20 protein-coding genes are annotated in these 22248 nt (G+C 68.2%); 10 read left to right on the top strand and 10 right to left on the bottom strand.

Annotation, left to right across the window (positions count from 1 at the left end; translation table 11 throughout):
- Nucleotide 1: 1 nt before the first annotated feature.
- Nucleotides 2-1516 (bottom strand): chromosomal replication initiator protein DnaA, encoded by a 1515-nt coding sequence (gene dnaA, locus DAA40_RS12960; protein ID WP_106850188.1) that lies wholly within the window; start codon nt 1514-1516, stop codon nt 2-4.
- 583 nt (nt 1517-2099) lie between these two features.
- On the opposite strand from dnaA, the gene rpmH reads away from it, so the two are divergent.
- The 8 genes from rpmH to DAA40_RS12920 all read left to right on the top strand — a co-directional run bounded on the left by rpmH (nt 2100) and on the right by DAA40_RS12920 (nt 8107).
- On the top strand, nt 2100-2237 hold the full coding sequence (gene rpmH / locus DAA40_RS12955) for a 50S ribosomal protein L34 (protein WP_106850187.1): 138 nt from the start codon (nt 2100-2102) through the stop codon (nt 2235-2237).
- A 16-nt stretch (nt 2238-2253) separates the two neighbouring features.
- Nucleotides 2254-2625: a ribonuclease P protein component gene (rnpA, locus tag DAA40_RS12950; RefSeq protein ID WP_199849767.1), complete on the top strand. Its 372-nt coding sequence runs from the start codon at nt 2254-2256 to the stop codon at nt 2623-2625.
- A complete protein-coding gene (gene yidD / locus DAA40_RS12945; protein ID WP_106850185.1) occupies nt 2625-2873 on the top strand; it encodes a membrane protein insertion efficiency factor YidD in 249 nt (82 codons plus the stop codon). Before rnpA ends, yidD begins: the two co-directional genes overlap by 1 nt.
- 54 nt (nt 2874-2927) lie before the next feature.
- Nucleotides 2928-4217, top strand: a complete 1290-nt coding sequence (yidC, locus tag DAA40_RS12940; RefSeq protein ID WP_106850184.1) for a membrane protein insertase YidC — start codon at nt 2928-2930, stop codon at nt 4215-4217.
- A 47-nt stretch (nt 4218-4264) separates the two neighbouring features.
- The gene (locus DAA40_RS12935) at nt 4265-4768 is read left to right on the top strand and encodes a R3H domain-containing nucleic acid-binding protein (protein WP_106850183.1); all 504 of its coding nucleotides are present in this window, start codon (nt 4265-4267) and stop codon (nt 4766-4768) included.
- Between the two features lie 2 nt (nt 4769-4770).
- Entirely contained in the window at nt 4771-5424 is a 654-nt protein-coding gene (rsmG, locus tag DAA40_RS12930) for a 16S rRNA (guanine(527)-N(7))-methyltransferase RsmG (RefSeq protein WP_106850182.1), read from the top strand.
- Nucleotides 5425-5939: 515 nt separating this feature from the next.
- A complete protein-coding gene (locus DAA40_RS12925; RefSeq protein WP_370430651.1) occupies nt 5940-6719 on the top strand; it encodes a ParA family protein in 780 nt (259 codons plus the stop codon).
- A gap of 374 nt (nt 6720-7093) precedes the next feature.
- Nucleotides 7094-8107 (top strand): ParB/RepB/Spo0J family partition protein, encoded by a 1014-nt coding sequence (locus tag DAA40_RS12920; RefSeq protein ID WP_234356377.1) that lies wholly within the window; start codon nt 7094-7096, stop codon nt 8105-8107.
- Nucleotides 8108-8368: 261 nt separating this feature from the next.
- On the opposite strand, the gene DAA40_RS12915 is transcribed toward DAA40_RS12920, so the two are convergent.
- The 6 genes from DAA40_RS12915 to DAA40_RS12890 form a co-directional block, all read right to left on the bottom strand.
- Nucleotides 8369-9469: an N-acetylmuramoyl-L-alanine amidase gene (locus DAA40_RS12915; RefSeq protein ID WP_106850180.1), complete on the bottom strand. Its 1101-nt coding sequence runs from the start codon at nt 9467-9469 to the stop codon at nt 8369-8371.
- Between the two features lie 115 nt (nt 9470-9584).
- Complete coding sequence (trxA, locus tag DAA40_RS12910; RefSeq protein WP_106850179.1) at nt 9585-9911, bottom strand: thioredoxin; 327 nt, start codon at nt 9909-9911, stop codon at nt 9585-9587.
- Nucleotides 9912-9985: 74 nt separating this feature from the next.
- Nucleotides 9986-10915 (bottom strand): thioredoxin-disulfide reductase, encoded by a 930-nt coding sequence (gene trxB / locus DAA40_RS12905; RefSeq protein ID WP_234356376.1) that lies wholly within the window; start codon nt 10913-10915, stop codon nt 9986-9988.
- Nucleotides 10916-11155: 240 nt separating this feature from the next.
- Nucleotides 11156-12070: an anti-sigma factor gene (locus tag DAA40_RS12900; RefSeq protein ID WP_106850177.1), complete on the bottom strand. Its 915-nt coding sequence runs from the start codon at nt 12068-12070 to the stop codon at nt 11156-11158.
- A gap of 158 nt (nt 12071-12228) precedes the next feature.
- Complete coding sequence (gene sigM, locus DAA40_RS12895; RefSeq protein ID WP_106850176.1) at nt 12229-12801, bottom strand: RNA polymerase sigma factor SigM; 573 nt, start codon at nt 12799-12801, stop codon at nt 12229-12231.
- A gap of 79 nt (nt 12802-12880) precedes the next feature.
- A complete protein-coding gene (locus tag DAA40_RS12890; protein ID WP_106850175.1) occupies nt 12881-13771 on the bottom strand; it encodes a hypothetical protein in 891 nt (296 codons plus the stop codon).
- Nucleotides 13772-14041: 270 nt separating this feature from the next.
- On the opposite strand from DAA40_RS12890, the gene DAA40_RS12885 reads away from it, so the two are divergent.
- Nucleotides 14042-15163, top strand: coding sequence for a TAXI family TRAP transporter solute-binding subunit (locus tag DAA40_RS12885; protein ID WP_158716433.1), 1122 nt, complete (start codon nt 14042-14044; stop codon nt 15161-15163).
- Nucleotides 15164-15167: 4 nt separating this feature from the next.
- Entirely contained in the window at nt 15168-17294 is a 2127-nt protein-coding gene (locus DAA40_RS12880) for a TRAP transporter permease (protein WP_106850173.1), read from the top strand.
- Between the two features lie 71 nt (nt 17295-17365).
- On the opposite strand, the gene DAA40_RS12875 is transcribed toward DAA40_RS12880, so the two are convergent.
- From DAA40_RS12875 to DAA40_RS12865, 3 genes are read right to left on the bottom strand one after another with little or no spacing between them, the layout of a single operon-like run.
- Complete coding sequence (locus tag DAA40_RS12875) at nt 17366-18100, bottom strand: hypothetical protein (protein ID WP_106850172.1); 735 nt, start codon at nt 18098-18100, stop codon at nt 17366-17368.
- 37 nt (nt 18101-18137) lie between these two features.
- On the bottom strand, nt 18138-19778 hold the full coding sequence (gene murJ / locus DAA40_RS12870) for a murein biosynthesis integral membrane protein MurJ (protein ID WP_106850171.1): 1641 nt from the start codon (nt 19776-19778) through the stop codon (nt 18138-18140).
- Nucleotides 19775-22201, bottom strand: a complete 2427-nt coding sequence (locus DAA40_RS12865) for a DUF6049 family protein (RefSeq protein ID WP_255413653.1) — start codon at nt 22199-22201, stop codon at nt 19775-19777. Before DAA40_RS12865 ends, murJ begins: the two co-directional genes overlap by 4 nt.
- Nucleotides 22202-22248: the final 47 nt, after the last annotated feature.

Here is a 22248-nt window from a genome sequence, read left to right as displayed (position 1 = left end):
GCTACTGGCGGCCTTCGGACTTGATCCGGCTGGTCAGCTCGACCACCTGGTTGTAGATATGCCGCTTCTCCTTCATCTCGTTGGTGACCTTCTTGACCGCGTGCATCACGGTGGTGTGGTCCTTGCCGCCGAACTGCTGCCCGATCCGCGGCAGCGAGAGGTCGGTCAGCTCGCGGCACAGGTACATCGCGATCTGGCGCGGCATCACGAGGGTCTTGGAGCGGTTGCGGCCGCACAGATCGTCGATCGAGACGTCGTAGTAGGTGCAGACCTGCTGCATGATCGAGCCGGCGCTGATGTGCGGGGTCTCGTTCTCCGGCACCAGATCCTTGATGACGTGCTGGGCGATCTCCAGATCCACGCCCTGTCCGGTCAGGCTCGCGTACGCCGAGACGCGGATCAACGCCCCCTCGAGCTCACGGATGTTGCTCTGGATCTTGGTCGCGAGCAGCTCCAGGACCTCCGGAGAGACGGTCAACCCCTCCTGCGCCGCCTTGTTGCGCAGAATCGCCAGCCGGGTCTCGAAGTCCGGGGACTGAATGTCGGGCGTGAGCCCACCGGCGAACCGCGAACGCAGCCGGTCCTCGAGGGTGGTGAGCTCCTTCGGCGTCCGGTCGGAGGTGATCACGATCTGCTTGTTGGCGTTGTGCAGCGTGTTGAAGGTGTGGAAGAACTCCTCCTGAGTCTGCTCGGCACGCTCCAGGAACTGGATGTCGTCGATCATCAGGATGTCGACCTCCCGGTAGCGCTTGCGGAACTGCTCGCGCTGGTCACCCTCGCCTCGGCCGGCGTTGGCGATGGCGTTGATGAAGTCGTTGGTGAACTCCTCCGAGCTCACATACAGCACCCGGATCTCGGGGAAGACCTGCTCTGCGTAGTTGCCGATCGCGTGCAGCAGGTGCGTCTTGCCCAGACCCGAGCCGCCGTAGATGAATAGCGGGTTATAGGCCTTCGCCGGTGCCTCGGCGACCGCGGACGCCGCCGCGAACGCCAGCCGGTTGGAGGGGCCGCGCACGAAGTTCTCGAAGGTGTACTTCGGGTTGAGCCGCCCGCGGGAGATCCATAGGTCGTCGTTCGAGGAAGGTGCGGCGGCGTACTGCGGCCTCAGCGAGGACCGAGTCGGACCGTCGTGTGCGATCGGGCCAGGCAGCGGATCGGCGTCCGCTACCGGCGTCAGGACCGGGAGGTCGGGCGTGCTGCTCGAGGAAACCGGCTCGGGTGCGTCCGGCTGCGTGGGGCGTGTCTCCTGAAGCATCGAGGAGTCGACGGTGACCGCGATCTGGACGTCCTTGTCGAGCGTGGCCGAGAGCACCTTGTTCAGGATCGGGCGCAGCTTCGTCTCGATCATATTCTGGGTGAAGTTGTCCGGTGCGGCGATCAACGCGGTGGTACCCATCAGGCCGACCGGCTTGGTCATCTTCAGCAGCGCGCGGTTGCGGCCGGTGAGCTCGGTGGCCGGGATGTCGGCGATCGCCGCCGACCAGACGACCTCGAGGTCGGCATTGTGCTCACTCACACGCTGTCCTTCCGCTCCTGTGGAGGCTCGATCCACCTGGTAAGTAACCCGGTTGTGGATAGCGAGGGGCGGAAACTACCAGGTCAGAGGGCCAAACTGCACATACCCACAGGCATATCCACAGGCTGTGAAGATACACCTATCCCCAGTTTTGTCCACAACTGCGGTGTCGGCACCGAGCCCTGCCTGGCGATAAGGGCAAGGGCCAGGTTAGACCGTCGCGCGTGAGGCTCACAAGTTGGTCTGGAAGAAAATCGTGCGCCGTCGGCGTGTCGCTTCGACTGCGGGCGCGACCTGCATGACAGGATCGCCGGTTTGCCGGGCGTGGTGGCCCTGACAACAATCGTGCTCGGGAGTTTGACCGGGCGGCAGGTGGTCCGTACCGTAGAAAGGTCGCAGTAGCGCGACACCTGCAGCCTGATCTTCCCACGGGTGATGCGGCGAGAGCCGACCTCCGCGGTGACGATCGCGCCTGCGGGGCACGAGAGACCGGCGGACGCCGCAGGTCGACGCTGATTTTCCATTGGGCTCGCCAGCCCATGTCCACGAGCGTGGACACCGACCGTCATAAGGAGAGCCCGCAGTGAGCAAGCGGACGTTCCAGCCCAACAACCGTCGTCGTGCCAAGACGCACGGTTTCCGTCTACGCATGCGCACCCGCGCCGGCCGCGCCATCCTGGCGGGCCGCCGCCGCAAGGGTCGCGCCAGCCTGTCGGCCTAAGGCATTCGGTTCGTCAGTGAGCCTGCCCGGGCCGGCGTCAGCGGTGCTCTCCCACGATCAACGCATCCACCACAGCGCGGACTTCACCGTCGCACTGCGAGGCGGTCGCAGGTTCGCGCACGGCGCGGTGGTCTTCCATCTGGGCATCGCACCCGATACCGACCGGCGCTGCGGGTTCATCGTCTCCAAGGCCGTCGGGGGCTCGGTGCAACGGCACCGCGTGACCCGGCGGCTGCGGCATGTCTGCAGCGACGTCTACCCGCAACTGCCTACCGGCGCTCGGCTCGTCGTCCGTGCCCTCCCTGCGGCGGCGCAGACGTCGTACGCCGACCTCCGGGCGAGCGCCGAGGCCTTCTTGGGTAGCGACGCCGTGCGCCGGGCCCGCTGATGAGCTCGCTTGCCAGCCGCATCTTGGTGGCGCCGATCCGCTTCTATCAGCGCGCTATCTCGCCGCTGAAGCCCCCGACCTGCCGCTTCTACCCGACTTGCAGCCAGTACGCCGTCGAGGCGATCCGGGTCCATGGTGCGTGGCGGGGACTGGGATACGCGAGCTGGCGGCTGCTGAAGTGTGGACCGTGGCACCCCGGGGGGATCGATCACGTCCGTCCCGCGGCCAGCGACCGTCCCGCCACCTGACATCGTCATGAATTCCCGCCCGAGCACTGACTAGACGACCCACAACGGAGCATCATGAGCCTCGACTTCCTGTACTACCCGATCGCCTGGGTGCTGAAGCTGTGGCACCAGCTGTGGGGTGGGCTGTTCGGCTCCCATCACGGCGCGTCGTGGGTGCTGGCCATCATGTTCCTGGTCATCACGGTGCGCATCCTGCTGTTCCCGGTCTTCGTCAAGATGATCAAGAGCCAGCGCGCCATGCAGGAGCTGCACCCGGAGATCGCCAAGCTGCGCGCCGAGTACGGCTCCGATCGGCAGGGGATGTCCGAGGCGATGATGAAGCTGCAGCGCGAGCGCGGCGTCAACCCCCTCGCCGGCTGCCTGCCGATTCTGTTGCAGGCGCCGGTGTTCATCGCTCTGCTGCACGTGCTGCGCCGTCTCGAGCCGGGCAAGCCGGGCCTGTACACCTGGGACGACGCACTCACCGAGAACGCCGCGACGTCGATGGTGTTCGGCGCCCCCATCTCGTCGTACTTCACGATGAGCGGCGAGAAGCTCGAGCGCATCGTGGAGGCCACGCAGACCACCTCGACGCAGATCAAGATCGTCACCGGCATCCTGATCGTGGTGATGGCGATCACGCAGTTCATCACCACCAAGCAGATCATGAAGCGGACCAAGGCGCAGAACGCCGCCATGGCCGACAGCCCGCAGGCCTCTCAGATGGAGATGTTCCAGAAGCTGATGCTGTACGGCGCGCCGATCGGTCTGCTGATCACCGGTACGTTCTTCCCGCTGGGCGTCCTGCTGTACTGGTTCTTCAACAACCTGTGGACCATCGGTCAGCAGTTCTGGGTGCTCAATCGGATGCCCGCGCCGGGAGCGAAGGCCGCGCCCGCAGCGGACGCCGAGATCGACCGGACCAAGCTCGCCCCCCGCCCGGGGGCCAAGCCGCAGAACAAGAAGGCCAAGCCGGTGAAGGCGGCTACCGCAGCAGTGGAAGTCCTCGACGAGGATGAGGACAGCACCACCGCAGGCAGCGTGGCGCCGGTGACGGGTGCATCGCCCCAGACCAGGCGCGGTAAGGGTTCTGCGGCTCGTGGGGATCAGCAGAGCCAGAAGAGTACGACTCCACAGCGGGATGCCAAGCCCGCCTCGAGGACCAAGCCGAGCGCGGGCTCCAAGCCGAGCGCGGGCTCCAAGCCGAGCGCGGGCTCCAAGCCGAGCGCGGGCTCCAAGCCGAGCGCGGGCTCCAAGCCGAGCGCGGGCTCCAAGCCGAGCGCGGGCTCCAAGCCGAGCGCGGGCTCCAAACCGGCCCCCGGCGCCAAGCCATCCGCCCGGCAGCCCAAGCGCAAGAAGCGCTGAGTAGCGCCGGCATACACCGCATCAATCCCTGCTACTGAGAGGGCCACATGACTGACACCCAGCACGACGACGTGGACGAGCTCACCAGCGATGACCCGCTGGTCGTCGAAGGTGACATCGCCGGGGACTACCTCGAGCGGTTGCTCGACATCCTCGACCTGGACGGCGATATCGACCTGGACGTCGAGGGCACGCGCGCGGTCGTCGCCGTCGACGGCGGTGACCTCCAGCATCTGGTCGGCCACAAGGGCCAGACCCTGGACGCTCTGCAGGAGCTCACCAGGCTTGCGGTGACCGCTCGCACCGGGGTACGCAGCCGGCTGATGCTGGACATCGACGGGTACCGGGCTGCCGAGCGCGAACGGCTCACCAAGCTGGCAACCGCTGCGATCGACGACGTGCGCGATTCCGGTCAGGAGCGCCGGCTGCCGTCGATGAACCCCTTCGAGCGCAAGGTGGTGCACGATGTAGTCGCTGCAGAGGACGACGTCGTGAGCGAGTCCACCGGCGAGGAGCCCAACCGACGCGTCGTCATCCGACGCGCCTCCTGAGCATGCAGCCGGCGCCGCCGTCGGCCGCCGCGGTGTTCGGAGAGCGGCTCAGGCTGGCCGAGCGCTTCCATGCCTCGCTGTGTGAGGCCGGTCCAATCCGTGGGCTGAACGGGCCGCGGGAGGTGCCGGTGCTGTGGGAACGCCACCTGATCAACAGTGCTCTGCTGGCCTACCTCCCGGACCGGGTGCTGCCGGATGGCGCGTCGGTCTGCGACGTCGGCAGTGGCGGTGGTCTGCCCGGTATTCCGTTGGCCATCGCCCGACCTGACCTGCAGATCACGCTGGTCGATCCGCTACAGCGCCGCATCTCCTACCTCGAGCAGATCGTCGGCGAGCTAGCGCTGGAGAACGTTCGGATCCGCCGCGGGCGCGCGGGAGAGCCGGACTCGCCAGACCGCATCGGCCGGTACGATGTGGTGGTCTCGCGGGCAGTTGCGCCGCTCGGGCGGTTGCTGGAATGGTGTGTGCCATTGGTAGCGGACCAGGGCCACGTCGCCGCACTCAAGGGGCGGTCGGTCGAGTCCGAGATCGAGTCTCTAACTCGGCGACAGCGCCGCCTCGTCGAGGACCTGAATATCCTGGAGATCATCAGTCCCGACGGTGAGCAGGCGGCTCGCGTCCTGGTAGCGCGGCCCCACGGAGCCTGGAGTAGATAGTGAGCCTGACGTCCTCGAAGCTGGGCTGGCCCCGTAAACGCCGCTCGGTGGAATCCGGTGGTACGCCGACCGGTCTGGGCTGGGCTGGTAGCCGGATCGTGGCGCCGCGGATCGATGAACCTACTGGGGTCGAGTGCGCTTCGAGGGTTGGCTCCGTTTCACGTGAAACAGCGGCGGAATCGCTTGATCACGGGGCTACCGTTTCACGTGAAACATCATCTGGAGCGCAGCAGGGTCCAGGGCTGGAGCAGGCTGCAGCCGCAGACGACTCCCCGATCACTCGTGACGGGCCCGGCGCGGACCCGGTCGCGTCCCCGGCGTACGCACCGGACTGCAGCCGCCAGCACCCCGAGCCGAGCACCGATGTTTCCCGTGAAACGGTCCTCGACCCCTCGCCGACGCCGGAATCGCGAGGAGCCGATCAGTCCGGGCAGAGCCTTCCTCGCCCCGCATCTCGCGATGACACGCAGCCTAATGACCTCGCAGACCGACCGGCTCAGCCGCGGATCATTACGGTGTCGAACCAGAAGGGCGGGGTCGGGAAGACCACGACCACCGTCAATCTAGCTGCGGCGCTGGCGATGCGCGGTCTGAAGATCCTCGTGATCGACCTGGATCCGCAGGGCAACGCCAGCACCGGCCTGGGCATCGATCACCCACCGGGCACCCCGTCGACCTACAACGTGATCGTCGACAAGACCCCGCTGGTCGAGGTCGCGCAGGAGGTGAACGCTCCCGGTGTCCCGGCCGGCCGGCTGTATGGGGTGCCCGCCACGAGCGATCTTGCCGGGGCCGAGGTCGAACTTGCAGGCGTGATGGTGGGCCGCGAGTTCCGGCTTCGTCAGGCGGTGAGTGACTTCCTGGCACTGCATGCAGACGATGAGCGGTTCGACTATGTGTTCATTGACTGCCCACCGTCGCTGGGCCTGCTCACGGTCAATGCGTTAGCGGCCGCGGCGGAGGTGTTGATCCCGGTCCAGTGCGAATACTACGCCCTGGAGGGTCTTGGGCAGCTGTTGGAAACCGTCGAACTGATCAAGGGCTACCTGAACCCGGCGCTGCACGTCTCCACCATGTTGCTGACCATGTTCGACGCGCGCACGAAGCTCGCTGGCCAGGTGGTGGACGAGGTACGTGCGCACTTCGGGGAGGCCGTGATGCGCTCAATCATTCCGCGCAGCGTGAAGGTGAGCGAGGCACCGAGCTACGGCATGTCAGTACTCAGCTATGAACCTGACTCGCGCGGCGCGGTGGCCTATGTTTCGGCGGCTAATGAACTGGTCTCCCGCCAGTAGCCGGCAGGTAGTGTTTCACGTGGAACATCCGAGAACGGAGCATCATGTCTGACGGTCCTGACCCCAAGCCCGAGCCGCCAGCCCGCCGCGGAGGACTGGGCCGCGGACTGGGTGCACTGATTCCGTCTGCGCCGATGGGAGCAACATCGGGCAAGGGGCACTTCTGGACCGCGCTCGACAATCCACCGCCTGTGGATGAAGAGACGACCCGGCAGGTCTTGGACGATGTCGCAGAACGCAAAGGGTCAGCTGCCCGGGCGGCTCATGATTCTGCTTCATCCGCGCCGGGGCACGGCGTGGAGATGAACCGCCCTGAGGTTGGCCCGGCCGGATCGGCACCGGCGCCAGCCGGCACGGCGACTGTGGGTGGCCCTGTGGATAGCGAGGGCCGTGTCGCCGGGCACGGCGCTCGCTCGTCGAGTGACGCGGACCCTTCGGCGTCCGGCGCTGACCCGTCCGCAGACGCGGCCGACGGAACCCCTAACCGAGCCGATCCTGCTGACGTTTCACGTGAAACACCGGATGAGGCGGCTGCGGTCCTGCTCGAGCTCGATCCCGACGAGATCCGGGCGAATCCCAAGAACCCACGGCAGGTGTTCGACGACGACGAGCTCGCCGAGCTCGCGGAGTCGATCAAAGAGTTCGGTCTGCTGCAGCCGATTGTGGTTCGCTCCACCGCCGACGGCTACGAGCTGATCATGGGCGAGCGTCGCCTCCGCGCGGCGCGGCTGGCAGGGGTCGACCGGCTTCCGGTCATCGTCCGCAAGACCGAGGACGACGAGATGCTGCGAGATGCACTGCTGGAGAACATCCACCGCGTGCAGCTGCATCCGCTCGAGGAGGCTGCCGCGTATCAGCAACTGATCGACGAGTTCGGCGTGACGCACGAAGAGCTGGCTGTCCGCATCAAGCGGAGCCGGCCCGCTATCTCGAACACGATCCGGCTGCTGAAGCTGCCCACCCGCGTGCAGAACCGGGTCGCGGCCGGAGTCATCTCTGGCTCGCACGCGCGGGCGCTGCTGTCGCTCGATGACCCGGAGGCCCAGGAGGCGCTGGCCGCACGGATCGTGGCCGAGGGGATGTCCGTGCGTGCGACGGAGGAAGCGGTCTCCCTGCACGGCTCGGACCAGGCACCGACGCGGCGGGCAGCGCGGCGTAAGACCGTCACCGCGCCTGCGTTGAGCTCGCTCGCGGAGCGGTTGTCCGACCACTTCGACACGCGGGCTCTTGTGCAGCTGGGTCGGACCAAGGGCAAGATCGTGGTCGAGTTCGCGTCGATCGACGACCTGGAGCGGATCATCGCGATGATGGCCCCGCCGCTGGCCACCAACCCGGGCTCCCTCGGCGGCGACGCCCCCAGGTCCCCGCAGCCGGGCTCGAGCGACTAGCTGGGTCCTGTAACGAAGGCAGCTAGGCGCGGCCCGCCGTGCGGTCGACCCGCTGATAGATGAGCGCCGATTCGCACGTTCGTCGATGAGCACCGAAGGCGCTCAGAGACGACGCAGGCGGGAGTATGGGCGAGCACGATCCCCCTTCCAACGCGCGCGGGATACCACGTCATGCGGACACGAGCGTCCTGTGACGTCTCCGTCCGCTATGCAATCGTCGACGAGCACGGCGGGCGGCATCGTACGCTCACGCGTAACGGCCTAGTCGAAGGCCGGTACCCGCCAGGTCCCGGTCGGCTGATCGTCCGGGGAGCTCAGGTAGAACCGCTGCAGGGCGGCGACGACGCTCTCGGCGACGAGCGCGCGCAACTGGTCCTCGCGCAGCCGCGCGCGTTCGGCATCGTCGATCGGTCCGCCGAACTCGACGAGCACAGCGGGCATCCGGGTCAGGCGCAGGATCTCGAGCACTCGCGGATGCACGCCGCCGTCGGCCACCCTGGTCCGCGCGATCAGCTCGCGGTGCAGAAAATCGGCGATCTCTTGACCGACTCGCGAGACGTGGAGCGGTGAGCCGAAGTAGTAGGTCGCCGCGCCGCGATGTGGCTCGCTGGCTTGGTCGGCCACCCGCAGCTTGATGAAGAGCTCCGCGCCGGACCGGTTGGCGTGCTCTGCGCGCTGCTCGGCCGATGTGGACACCAGCCGCTCCCGCTTGCTGAGCGTGGTGTTGGCACCCAGCAACTCCAACAGGTCTCGTACCCGATGGGCGATGTTCCACGTGAAACCGTCGATGTCGTCGCCGGCGGAAAGATAGATGTGCCGTCCAGCCAGCTGCGGACCGGAATTGCGCCGGTGCGCACGGGATCGCAGCAGTGGGGCCGAGCCGCCGGTGACCTTGGGAAGTAGGTTGCCCAGCGCGCGAGCCGTCTCGGGACCGCAGACGCCGTCGGCGCGCAGCCCGTAGTCGTTCTGAAAGGCGCGCACGCTGCCCTCGGTCCCGGGGCCGAAGATGCCATCGACATTGCCGTGGTGGAAGCCCAGCTCCCCGAGTTGACCCTGCAGCCGACGGACGTCGTCCCCGCGCTGCAGCCGCCCGGACGTCAACGAGAGGTCGCGATCGCCGAGCCGGTACTGGGAGTCCAACAGCTCCTGATAGGTGTCGGCGTCCACCTGGCCACTGCTGAGCAGACCCCGCTCCTGCTGAAAGCGACGTACGGCAGCGACGCACGCGCTGTCGTAGACGCTCGACACCGGATCTTGCGGATCTGGCGCTGCCTCCCCGATCGGGAGCAACCGCTGCTTCTGCAGCATCGAGCGGATCTCGACAACGGCGGGCCCGCTGTCGCCCAAGGCGATGGTCCTCATCCGTGTGCTCCTTCAAGCTGCCGCAGCCGGTGTGGGGCGCCGACCGTATCGCACCGACGATATGACGAAGGGCGCCGCCGGGGATGACGGCGCCCTTCGGACGTGAACCAACAAATTAGATGAACTCAGCGAGTTCGGCCTTGATGGCCGCCTTGGGCTTGGCGCCCACGATGCTCTTGACCGGCTGGCCACCGGAGAACACGGTCATGGTGGGGATGGACATGATCTGGTAGTCCCGAGCGACCTGGGGGTTGTCGTCGATGTTGATCTTGGCGACGGTGAGCTTGTCCTTGACCTCGCCGGCGATCTCCTCGAGTACGGGGGCGATCATCTTGCACGGACCGCACCACTCGGCCCAGAAATCGACGAGCACGGGCTTGTCGCTGCCCAGGACGTCGCTGGCGAAGCTCTGATCGGTGACGTTGACGATGTTGTCAGCCATGGGTTCTCCTAAAGTCGTTGCGGGAATTGTATGAGCCGGATCAGGAAACCGGCAGTATATGGAGGTTCTTCGATCTATTCTTGATCGGCGAGCCAGCGTTCGGCGTCGATCGCCGCGGAGCAGCCGGTGCCCGCGGCAGTGATGGCCTGGCGGTAGGTGTGGTCGACGACGTCGCCGCAGGCGAAGACGCCATCGATGTTCGTGCGGGTCGAGCGGCCCTCGACCAGGATGTATCCCGCGTCATCCAGGTGCACCTGGCCCTGGAACAGCTCGCTGCGTGGATCGTGCCCGATGGCGATGAATAGTCCGCCCACGTCCAGCGTGGAGCGCTCCCCGGTGATGGCGTCCTCGAGGACGACGCCGGAGACCTTCTCGTCGCCGACGACGTCGATGACCTGCTTGTTCAGTGCCCAGTTGATCTTGTCGTTGTCGCGAGCTCGGTCCAGCATGATCTTGGAGGCGCGGAACTCCTCGCGGCGGTGAATGACCGTGACGGACTTGCCGAAGCGGGTGAGAAAGGTGGCCTCCTCCATTGCGCTGTCGCCGCCGCCGACCACGGCGATGTCCTGGTCGCGGAAGAAGAAGCCGTCGCAGGTTGCACAGGCCGAGACGCCGCGGCCGAGCAGCCGGTCCTCGTTCTCCAGGCCCAGATAGCGGTACTTCGAGCCGGTCGCGATGATCACCGAGTGTGCCAGGTGGGTATCGTCGCCGACCTTGACCACCTTCGGGCTCGCGGTGAGGTCGACCTCGGTGACGTCCTCGGAGCGCAGCTCGGCGCCGAAACGCTCGGCTTGACCGCGCAGGTTGCTCATCAGCATCGGTCCATCGATGCCCTCGACGAAGCCGGGGAAGTTCTCCACCTCGGTCGTTGTCATGAGAGCACCGCCGTACTGGCTTCCCTCGAACACAAGCGGTTCGAGATTGGCGCGGGCGGCATAGATGGCCGCGGTGTAGCCCGCTGGCCCCGAGCCGATGATGACCACGTTACGGACGTCTGTGCTCAACGAGAAACCCTCTTCGAAGTCGCTGGTGTCAGATGTGGCCGGCGACCCGTGGGTGGCGGCGCGGTCAGGTGCAACGTCCATCCTAGGCCCGCTATTCCCGCCGTCCTGGAGGACCCTGCGACCGTCTGCGGGGTGAATTGCGTGCGCGATGCCACCCACCGCGCTCTGGTAGGTGGCATCGCGATGCGCCGTGCCCCGGACCGAGGAAGCCGACTCGCGGACCGGGGCCGTCGGCGCGGTCTAGTTACGCGGGCCCGATTCCTTGTGCAGGATGTTCGAGCAGTCCGCAGCCGCGACCACGATCATCTCGACGACCTCGGGATCGCTCGTCGGGAAGACGAAGGCGTAGGCCTCATCGCCCTGGTAGCTGCCGGCCTGGACCGCTTCAGGGGCGGACGCCGGCCGCGGCACGATCTCGCTGAGGCACTGGTTGCGCGCCGACAGCTCGGCCATCTGGCCGGCCACCTCCGGCGAGACCTCGTTGTTCTCGATCGCGCCGCGGTCGAGAACGTCGGCCGGCGAGTTGAAGGTCTGCACCTGGCCGGGGACCGCCTCGCCCTCCGCACGCTCTTGGTTCTCCGTCTGCGTGGTCTGGCTGCTGCCGGCCTGGTTGTTGGCGACGTTCTCGCCGCCGTTCTGGGTCAGCACCAGAGTGCCGCCGCCGATCACGGCCGCGGCCGCCGCGGCTGCGAGCAGCAGCCGGCCGCGGCCGGCCTTCTTCTCACGGTGCGCGCTGAGGCTGCGGACATTCGTGGCCTCGCCGGTTTGCTGCGGCGGGCCACCGTGGGCGGATGGTTCGGGCTTGGCCTGACGTGGACGGTCGGCATCCAGCCGATGCACATTCGACGGTGCTACCGGGGGCGAGGTAGCGAACGAGCTCGACAGGTCGCCGTCGCCACGGCCCGCTTCGGCCGCGAGGGCGCGGTCGATCCGGGCCGCGACATCAGCGGGCAGCTCAACCTGCGGAAGCGCGCTCAGCGACTGCACGGTCGCGTCGAGTGCAGCGAGCACCTCGGTGCACGCCGCACACCCGTCGACGTGGGTGCGCAAGGACGCGGCCGTGGTGGCGTCGAGTACACCGGCATGTAGATCTGCCAGCGTGTCCACGTCTGGGCATGGCCCTGACACGCCAGTGGCGCGAAAGTCCTGGGTCATGACATCTCCTCATGTGCATGACGGCGTCCGCCTGGTTGCGAATGCCGAAGTGCCCCGGTCGTGTGCACGGTCGAATCGGACGGCGAGCCCAATCACTTCTGCTTAGCGTGGGTGAGCGCCGTCGATCGATCTTCCCGTGGTGCAGGTGCGACGCGCCGCTAGCCCTCTGGGTTCCGTAGATGCCCGAGAATTACCGCGAGCTTGGCTCGCCCGCGGGCGCACCGGCTCTTGATGGTCCCCTCGGGGACGTCGAGGGCCGCGGCGGCGTCCGCCACCGAATAGCCCTGGACGTCAACGAGCACGATGGCGGCTCGCTGGTCCTCGGGAATCTTCATGAGCGCGTCCTGCACCAGCATCGACATGTCGCGTTCGTCGACGGCGTCACGCGGGTCGGCGGGTTCGCCGGGCCCCTCCTCTGGGAGGGGAGCGGTGGGCCGGGCCTGCTTGCGCCGGATCCGGTCGAGGCAGGCGTTGACGACGATGCGGTGCAACCAGGTCGTGACCTGTGCCTCCGCGCGGAAGGACGACGCCGCGCGAAACGCCGAGATGAGGGCGTCCTGCAGTGCGTCAGCGGCGTCCTCCGGATCGCGCATGGTTCGTAGCGCCACGGCGTACAGCCGGTTGCGGTGACGCTGGACGATGCGCTCGAACGCGTAGGGGTCACCGGTGACGTGATCGGCCAGCAGCTCCTTGTCAGAGCGCGGGTCATCTTCGACGGCGAAGGAGGTCACCCAATCACTCTAACGGCTGCCTACGGCAGATAGGCCCTCATGTGGGCCTCGCGCGTGGCGGCGCGGCGCGGGCGCGGGCTCAGGCGATGAAGACGACCTCCGACAGCGAGGCCTGGAAGTATCCCTGCTGGGGTACGAGCTCGGTGATCCAGATCAGCACGTACTGAGAGCTGGTGCCTTCTGGTACCGGAATCTCGGTGTTCAGCTGGAGCTCGGCGGAAGCGACGCTGGTGAACTGGTCGATGGTGCCGGTCTTGCCACCTCCGGTGCGGATCTCGACGGTCGCACCCGGAAGGGTCGTGGAGATCTGCACCTTCGCGAAGGTCTTCGTCGAGCCGAGGTCGTAGATGATGCCGACGCCGGGTTTGATGTTGCCGAACTTCGCGTTGCCTTTGTACTGCAGCGTCGGCCAGGTGGTGCCGGGCTGGCCGTCGTAGGACAGGTCGACCCGGTCGGGATTCTCCTCGCCGTCGCCCGGCGGCGGGTCGAACAGCGTCGCTCCGGTGATCGTGATCGGCTCGCCCGGAGTGGCGCCCTCACCGGTCGCCTGGGCGGGCTCGCTGGTCTCGGTCGGCTTCTCCCGGGGCTCGGGCTCGTCGGGCCCGAAGGCCTTTCCGGCGACGATGCCGGTGAACCAGCCCAGCAGGAGCGCGGCGACGACGCCGAGCGCAGTCAACCCCACGAGCTGCCAGCGCGTGCGCGGGGCAGCTGCCTTGCGGGTAGGCCGGGGTGCGGCGGCCGCCTCGCTCGACGCGGTTCCGGCGGCCGCTGGCTGGGCATGTGCATCGTCGGCGACGGCGTGGTAGTCACCGTCCGCCTCGCTCGGGCCGCCAGGTGCGCGCTCGTCCGCCGAGACCGCCGGCGCTGCGCCGGCCTCGTCGTACGGCTCGTCGCAGACCGAGCCGTAGGGATCGGTCTCGGCCTGGCTCTCGGAGTAGCCGTCGGGATCGGAAGGAGTGCGCGGTGCCATGGCCTCGTTCGGGTGCTGTCGACGTGCGGACGCCGGGGGGTCCGGCCGTTCCAAGTTACCGCGCTCTGCCCGACCCGGGAGGAGGCTCGGCGGTGACGAGACACCGCTCACGCATCCATCGATCGTCGCGATCGAACCGGCCAGTAGCCATTCCGGGCTCGATCGCGGTCACCAAACCGCAACCTAACAATGCTTGCATCGAGGCGGCACGGCGGGAATGGTTCGGATTACCACGACTCGACATGGGGCTGGAACGGCGGAGGAGCAACAGTGCGCAGACGAGAGTTCCTAGGGCTCGGGCTGGCGGGGTCATTGACTCTGCTCGCCGGGTGCGGCACGGCGAAGGGGGCGGCGTACGTCGACGGCAAGCTGTCGATGGCCGTGATCTCGACGTACGGCACCGGCACCTCGACCTACGCGGACGTCGCCGCGGTCGCCAATGCGCTGGCCGACGAGGCGGACATCCGGACCCGGATAATGACCTCGGACACCGCCATCGGCCGGATGACCCCGTTACGCCAAGGCCTGGCCACCTTCGCCCGCACCGGCGACGAGTACATCTTCGCGCTCGAGGCCACGAACGAGTTCCTCGCCCGCGAATGGGGCCCGCAGTCCACCAGGCTCGTGTGGGGCCCGGTCGCGCCGCACGGTCTGCTGGTGCGCCAGGACTCCGGCATCGAGACCCTGACCGACCTGGCCGGCAAGCGGCTGCCCGACGTCACCGCGAACCCGTCGGTGAACGGCAAGATCGAGATGGCGCTGGCGGGCGCCGGGCTGTCGCGCGACGACGTCGAGCTGGTCCCGATCTCGTACGGCGAGCAGGCCGAGGGGCTCAAGCAGGGCAAGATCGACATGCTCTTCCAGCAGGTCTACGGCGCTTCCCTCTACGAGCTCGAGAGCTCCAACCCCGTCCAGTGGGTCAAGATGGACCAGAACGACCAGGCGTTGCTGGATGCCATCCAGAAGATCAACCCTTCGCTGACGCTCGGCCCGTTCTCGGGCGCGCCCGGCCAGGAAGAGGGGCAGGAGGACATCGGGTTCATCTACTCGATCCCGATCATCACCTACGACACGACCGACAAAGCCACGGTCCAGGAGTACTCCCAGGCGATCGTCGATGCCTTCCCGCGCTACAAGAACGCCACCAAGGTGACGCCGGACTGGCACTACGAGAAGGCGGTCACCTTCCCGCAGCAGGTCCCCTTCCACGAAGGCCTGATCGCCGTCCTCGAGGGGATCGACATGTGGAGCCCCGAGGCACAGGCCAAGCAGGACGAGCTACTGGAGCGCGAGAAGAAGCTCAAGGCGGGCTGGAAGTCGATCATCGACGACACTTCGGACGCCGACCTGAAGCAGGTCTGGCTGGACTGGAAGGCGCAGAACCTTGGCTGAGCGCATGAACGAGCCGAACGCCGGCGGCGCGACCCCGGCGACGGCAACCGACACCGATATCGCGGCCGGTGCCGATCTGGACCAGGGCAGCCCGCAGTTCCAGCACGATGCTCCCGAGGACCCTGCCTTCGGTCGCTCGCCGGGTGCGCGCATCTGGCGGTGGATCGCGATCATCATGACCATCTGCGGCGTCGCCGTGGTGCTGAGCCAGGTGTTTCTGTGGAACCCCTTCGGCCCGGTCATGCTGACCAACCAGTTCCTGTACTTCACCCTGGCGTTCTTCCTGCCGCAGGTGTTCATCTTCTTCCGGTGGCGCAAGACCCGCGTCGAAGCACTGGAGCACCCGGACGGCGAGGCGGCCGACCCGCACGACGCCGACCATGTCACCGAGGCCGAGACCTTCCGGGTGCCGTGGTACGACGCGCTGCTGGTCGTGCTGACCTTCGCGGTGAACTTCTACCTCGGCATGCGTGCCCTGGACGCGGTCAACTTCGGCTGGGACTTCGCGGCTCCGACTCACGTCATCGTGCTGAGCTACGTCCTGTGGATTCTGGTGCTCGAGGCTCTGCGGCGTACGGCTGGCCTGATCGTCACGCTGATCGCGCTGCTGTTCTCGCTGTACCCCTTGTTCTCGGCGTCCATCCCGTTCCCGGTGCTGCAGGGCGTGCAGTACGACTCCAACGGCGCTGCTCGCCAACACTCGCTGGGCGTGGACTCGATCCTCGGCCTGCCGCTGCAGACCGCGGCCGCCCTGCTGGTCGGCTTCCTGATCTTCGGCGTCGTGCTGCAGCGCGCCGGCGGCGGTGACTTCTTCGTCGACCTGGCGCGCGCCATCTTCGGGCGGGCTCGTGGCGGCTCGGCCAAGGTCGCGGTCGGCTCGTCCGCCGCGATGGGCATGATGTCGGGCTCGGCGGTCTCCAACGTGCTGACCACCGGCCCGATGACGATCCCGGCGATGAAGAAGGCCGGCTACCCCGGCACCTACGCCGCCGGCATCGAGGCGACCGCCGCGACCGGTGGCTCGATCACCCCTCCGATCATGGGTACCGCGGCCTTCCTGATGGTGTCCTTCCTCGGCATCCCCTACAGCGAGGTCGCGCTCGCCGCCGCCATTCCCGCATTCCTCTACTACCTCGGCATCTTCCTTCAGGTCGACGCGTACGCCGCCCGCAAGGGGCTGCGCGGTGAGCCGAAGGACCGCCTGCCGCGGCTGCTGGCTACGCTGCGTGACGGCTGGCCGTACCTGCTGGCCATCGGCGTCCTGCTGTTCCTGCTGGTCGTGCAGCGTGATGAGGCGCAGGCGCCGTTCTACACCGTGGTACTGATGCTCGCGATCGCCTTCGCCCGCAAGACCGATCGGCTGAGCCTGCGCGGCTTCCGCGACATCGTGCTGGCCTCGGGACGTGCCATCGCGGAGATCATCGGCATCATCGCCGGCGTCGGACTGATCATCGGCGGCCTGTCGATGACCGGCGTCTCGCTGTCGCTGGCGCGCGAGCTGGTCGCCGCGGTCGGCGAGAACGTCCTGTTGATCCTGATCGCCGGTGCGATCACGAGCTTCGTGCTCGGCATGGGGATGACCGTCTCGGCGGTCTACGTGTTCCTTTCGATCGTGATGGCGCCGGCGCTGGTGGCGCTCGACGTCAACCCGGTCGCGGCGCACCTGTTCGTCATCTACTGGGCGACGGCCTCCTACATCACCCCGCCGGTCGCGCTGGCCGCCTTCGCCGCGGCAGGCATCGCGAAGACGCCGCCCATGAAGACAGGGTTCGTGGCGATGAAGCTCGGAGCGGTGAAGTACATCATCCCGTTCTGCTTCGCGCTCAATCCCGCGCTGGTGGCGCAGGACTCGTTCGGCAACGTGATGCTGGCGCTGGCCCTGTCGATCGTCGGTGTGTTCTCGATGGCCTCCGGCTTCGAGGGCTACATGCCGTTCGTCGAGCGGCAGATGGACCCGGTGACCCGCATCCTGGCCGTCGCCGCCGGCGTGTGCATGCTGCTGCCCGAGCCGATCACCACAATCGTGGGCCTGATCGTGTTCGCGCTGATCACGGTCTTCCTCAAGCTGCGCGGCCGGAGCGGCCCGGAGGCTACGGAGCCGGTGCGCGAGCCCGAGACCGCCACGGCGTAGGACCGATCGCCCGAAGCGGGCGCCACCATATCGGGTAGCGCCCGCTTCGACGGTTCTAGGGGTCGGTCTTTCTAGTGCGCGGGCACGTGGCGGGCGGACGCCGTCCGCATCCGGCGGAACGCGCGGGCCAGCATCCCGCTGGTGCGCATGCCCTCGGCCAGGGCGTCCAGGCTGGTCGGTCCGAGCTCGACCACGGTGCCGGCCGGCAGGCAGGCGATGGCGGGGCCCTCGGTCGACAGCACGACCTGCTCGGGCCGCAGGACGCCAAAGCTGATGCCGGCGTCCGCGGCGTCCGCGACGCGGTGCGCGAGCGCTGCGAGGATCGCGGACTGGTTCAGGTGCGCGCCGGAGTCGATGGCTTCACGCAGCGTCGGGCCCTGGAAGTGCTCGCTCACGATTACGGCGGCCGTGGCCGGCGGTGCGATCAGTGACGGATCGCCGTGGATGACCGCGTCGTACACACCGGCGACCAGGTGGGCGTTGAGCCTCGCGCCGAACCGCGCCTGGCGTACCCGCGCGTGCAGGCCCGCCGTGTCACCGTGCTCGATGCGCGCCAGACGCAGCACCACCTTGCGTCGTAACCGGACGTCTTCGGCCAGGTAGCAGCTCCAGTACGGGACGGGCTCGCCGGTGGCATCGTCCACCAGGACCTCATCGACCTCGTCCATGACGCGATACCGGCTGCCCACCAGCGGGCGCAGCGCCGCACGCACCTCGCCGAGGTGCGCGGCGGTGCGGGTGGGCTCGCTGGTGGTCATCATTTCAATGAAACGAAGCAGCACCTGCGGCATGACGTAACGCCACATAACGAATTGATAAACCTGGCTCCGGCGTTCAGGCGCCTCAGCGGCGGCGCAGCCCGCGAAGCCGGCGCAGATCCTGCAGTCGCAGCGCCAGACCGGCGGCCACGAAGCCCGCGAGGCCGACGATGCTCGAGACGACCAGCACCAGGGCCAGCTGAAGCTTGCTCATCGCCAGCACCGGCACGCCGGTGAGGCCGTCGAGGTTCCAGGGGTCGATGCCGGTCAGCAGCTGGCTCAGCCACAGGTAGCCCGGCGTGGCGACGAGGACGCCGATGCCCGCCGCGGCGCTGATCCTCACCAGTTCACGCAGTACCGCACCGGTGCCCAGGCGACCGAACCGCCGGCGCAGCACGACATCGCCGATCGCCGCGCCGACGACGAAGGCGAGGCTGTTGGCGACCGCCAGGCCGAGGGCGACGTGCTCGGGCGGCAGCGTCAAGCACGCCAGGCTCAGCACGATCCGGACGGCGACGATGCCGACCATGATCAGCGTCGGCGTCCGAGCGTCCTTCGCGGCGAAGAACACCCGCAGCTGCAGCAGGGTGATCGCGTACGGCAGCAGCCCGAAGGAGGCCGCGGCCAGGATCAGGCCGGTTGAGCGGGCGGCGTCCGGCCCGAACCGCCCGACGTTGAAGAACAGCGCCGTCAGCGGGACGGCCAGCAGCCAGAAGGCGACGCTGACCGGGATCAGCCCTATGCCAGTCAGCCGGGTGCCATCGGCCAGGAACCGCTTGACAGCGGGCCAGTCGTGGTCGCGAGCGGCTCGTGACATCTTGGGCATCAGCGCGGTCAGCAGTGAGACGCCGAGGATGCCGTACGGCAGTTGAAACAGCAGCGCCGCGTAGGTCCACTGGGTCGTGGTGCCGGGCACGGTGCGGCTGGCGTAGTTGGCGACGTTCGTGGCCACGATGAAGCCGACCTGACCGATGATGACGTAGCCGAGCACCCACACCGCGAGGGAGCGCAGCTCGCCCAGGCCGACACCGCGGACGTCAAAGCGCCACCTCCAGCGGAAACCGACCTTGCGCCAGCTCGGGATCAGGATCAACGCCTGCGCCACGATGCCGAGCGTGGTGCCGACCGACAGGATGACCACCTCGGCCGTGGTCAGCTCGCCACTGCCGCGGCGCAGCCAGATCATCGCCACCGCGACCGCGATCACGACGAGGTTGTTCAGCACCGGCGCCCAGGCGGGGCCGCGGTAGGACTCGCGGGTGTTGATGACGGCGCCGGCGAGCGCGCCGATGCCGTAGAAGATCATCTGCGGCAGCAGCAGCATGGCCATGAGCGTGGCGCGGTCGTGGTGGGGTTGCCCCGGGCCGATGTTCATCATCGTCACCAGCACGCCCGAGAGCAGCACGCCGATCACCGTCGCGCCGGTGAGGCCCACGACTGAGAGGGTGAACAGCCGCTGCGCGTAGGCGTTGTGGTCGCTGCCGCTCTCTTCGGCGTCCTTCTCCGCCCGGACCAGCAACGGCACGATGACCGAGGTCAGGACGCCGCCGAGCAGCAGCTCGTACACCATGTTCGGCAGCGTGTTGGCGACGTTGTAGGCGTCGTTGGTGAGGGTGTCGCCGAGCAGCGCCGCGAGCGCGAGCGTCTTGACGAATCCGGTGACGCGGGAGGTGAGGGTGCCGATGGCCACCTGGCCGGCGGAACGCAGCAGTCCGCCTTGGCTCATGGGCGATCTTCTTCCGTACGGGAGGTCGGGACGGGCCGCGAGGGCTCGGTAGAGCCTACGTTCTGCTGATCCACAACCTCCGGCGGCCCGCTGGGCCGGTGTCGGGTCGCGTCGTCGTCCGGGGCGGGCTCACCCGCGTCCGCCTCGTGCACCGACAGGTCCCAGTCGTCGTCCTCCCCGCCTGCGAAGGGGTCGTGATCGACCGGGGCCGGCTCCTGCGGCTGCGCAGCCTGCGCCGCCCAGAACTGGCGGCGGCGCCACCAGCGGCGGGCGATCAGCGCCAGCAGCATGGCGAAGGCTGCGCCGGTGACGATCAGCGCGACCGTGCCGTACACCGACGACGACACCATGATCGTGACGTCGCGACCGAGCGGCTTGCCGTCCGGCGTCCGGATCTGCGCCACCACCGAGAAGGTGCCGGACCGCTCGACGGTGGTGGGTATCTGGACCGTGGCGCGGGACAGGGCGGGGATGGTCAGCACTCCGATGTCTGCCGGCTTCAGGCCCGCGGACTGTCTCGGGTCCAGCCCGATGCGGTAGGAGACCGGGACCGGCAGGTTGTTCTCGACGGTGAGCACCAGCGGGGCGTCGCTCGCGGAGAGCGTGTAGGTGGCGTTCGTCGGGGTGACGATCCGGATCTGGTCACGGATGTGGTTGACGGCGTCGACGGCCGCGTCGGCGCCCGGCCCTTGCGGCCCGCCGGCGGCTCCCCGCCAGGCGGAGCTCGCGGCCCGGAACATAGCAGCCTGCGCGGAGGCGAGGACCTCGTCGGCGTCGGCCGGCTCGAAGGCCCCGCTCAGCTCGTTGATCTGGGCGATCGGCACCTGCAGTCCCTGCAGTGTCTCGGCCGGCAGCTCTCGCGTGGACAAGGCAGCGGGGTAGTCGAGGGCGCCGCGATCCTGCGGTGCCCGGCTGGCGGCCTCCTCGAGGGAGGCCGGTGCGATCCACGGTGTGGTCGTCGTGAGCGTCAGCAACGAGTTGAGCAGGTCGGACGACGGATTCCAGTCGCGCGGCGGCGCGAGCACGACATTCCGTTGGCGGCTCGGCGACTGGGCGGCGATCGTCGCCAGCTCGGCCGCGACCCGCTGTGTGGCGGCCGGCGCGCCGCCGGCAAACCCGGTTCCGTCGCCCAGCAGCCGGGACAGGCCGGGGTCGGCCACGATCGCGGTAGCGCCGGGCAGGGCCGTGGCGGCGTCCTCGGTGACCTGCTCGCTGGAGGCGAGATAGTCCTGCTGACCGAAGGAGGCACCGCCCAGCAGCACCTGGGTAATTCCGGTCTGCCGAAGGACGTCGAGGGCAGCGTCGGTGAGAATGCCGTCGGCCGGCCAGGCGAGTTGGGTGTGCGGAGTGGTCTGCAGCTGGTCGGTGACGACCTGCTCGCCGTACGCGTGGGCCGCCTGGACGACGGATCCGAGCCCGGCCCGGACCAGCGCGACGGTGTCGACGTCGGCGTACGGCGTGATCGCGATGGTCGTGGTCTCGGCGAGCGCTCGGAGCCGGTCGAGGAATCCGAGGGCGTCGTCCGCGCCAGCACCCTCTGTCGTGCCGTCGGCAGCGCGCACCTGGTAGCCGTCGCTCATCGCGGTGAGCTCGTCCACCAACCCGGGATCGATGACCAGGGTCAAAGCGCTCGCGTCGGCGTGCGTCTCGGCGGCAGTGAGGATTCGCTCAAGCCGCCCGCCCGGTGCCACGAGCTCGGCGAGGTGGTCGTCGACGAAGACATCGGCCTCGCCGGCCCGGTGCGGCCGCTCGATCAGCGGAAGGACCCAGGTCACCGAGACCGGCTGGGCCTGGGCCGCCTCGGCGCGGGGGAGTGTGAAGGCGACCTGTCCGACCCGCCCGGGCTCGCCGTCGATCGCGCCCTGCACGTTGAGCAGGATCGGATAGTTGCCCGCCTGCGTGATCGCCAGATCTCCCGGCGCGACGGACAGCTGTACGGTGCGGGTCTGCCCAGGTGCCAGCTCGTCGTCGAGATCGACCTCGTCACCGACTACCGAGGTGTACGTCGGCTGCTTCTGGTCGACCGCGAGCAGACCGGCGCGGTTGGACACGCGGTCATCGCGCTGCAGCCGCACCCACATCTTGCTGATCGTGCTCTGACCGGTGTTGGTGAGTCGTGCGCTGACTTGGATCGGCTCGTCGCCTTGCAGCAGCCTGGGGCTGATGCTGGTGAAGGTGACCTGCACCGGGAAGGGATCGCGGCGCGGCGGGCCTGCGGTGGGGTCGGGTGCGGCGTGGCCGGCGGGCGTGATGGCGGGGGCGAGGGTGAGCACCAGCAGCGCAACGATCGCCGCCAGCAGACAGTGGGTGAGGCGGGGGCTGCCCCCCCCCCCCGGGCGCGCCCGGCGGGCCGCCGCGCCCCCCCCCCCCCCCGCCGGTATCGTCGGCGCGTTGCTCGCCGTCCCGCTGGCCGCATCGCTCAACGCCGCCTTCAGCTATCTCTACGAGCAACCGCCAGACCCCGAGGACG

Origin of the sequence: Blastococcus sp. Marseille-P5729 (assembly GCF_900292035.1) — a bacterium.
Lineage (GTDB): Bacteria > Actinomycetota > Actinomycetes > Mycobacteriales > Antricoccaceae > Cumulibacter.
Note: the sequence above shows the minus strand (reverse complement) of the source record. Positions and strands in the feature narration are given on the sequence as shown.

Coding starts and splice junctions, on each gene's coding strand:
- yidD (WP_106850185.1), top strand. CDS start 2,625: ATGAGCTCGCTTGCCAGCCGCATCTTGGTGGCGCCGATCCGCTTCTAT.
- yidC (WP_106850184.1), top strand. CDS start 2,928: ATGAGCCTCGACTTCCTGTACTACCCGATCGCCTGGGTGCTGAAGCTG.
- DAA40_RS12935 (WP_106850183.1), top strand. CDS start 4,265: ATGACTGACACCCAGCACGACGACGTGGACGAGCTCACCAGCGATGAC.
- rsmG (WP_106850182.1), top strand. CDS start 4,771: ATGCAGCCGGCGCCGCCGTCGGCCGCCGCGGTGTTCGGAGAGCGGCTC.
- DAA40_RS12915 (WP_106850180.1), bottom strand. CDS start 9,469: ATGAGGACCATCGCCTTGGGCGACAGCGGGCCCGCCGTTGTCGAGATC.
- trxA (WP_106850179.1), bottom strand. CDS start 9,911: ATGGCTGACAACATCGTCAACGTCACCGATCAGAGCTTCGCCAGCGAC.
- DAA40_RS12900 (WP_106850177.1), bottom strand. CDS start 12,070: ATGACCCAGGACTTTCGCGCCACTGGCGTGTCAGGGCCATGCCCAGAC.
- DAA40_RS12890 (WP_106850175.1), bottom strand. CDS start 13,771: ATGGCACCGCGCACTCCTTCCGATCCCGACGGCTACTCCGAGAGCCAG.
- DAA40_RS12880 (WP_106850173.1), top strand. CDS start 15,168: ATGAACGAGCCGAACGCCGGCGGCGCGACCCCGGCGACGGCAACCGAC.
- DAA40_RS12875 (WP_106850172.1), bottom strand. CDS start 18,100: ATGTGGCGTTACGTCATGCCGCAGGTGCTGCTTCGTTTCATTGAAATG.
- murJ (WP_106850171.1), bottom strand. CDS start 19,778: ATGAGCCAAGGCGGACTGCTGCGTTCCGCCGGCCAGGTGGCCATCGGC.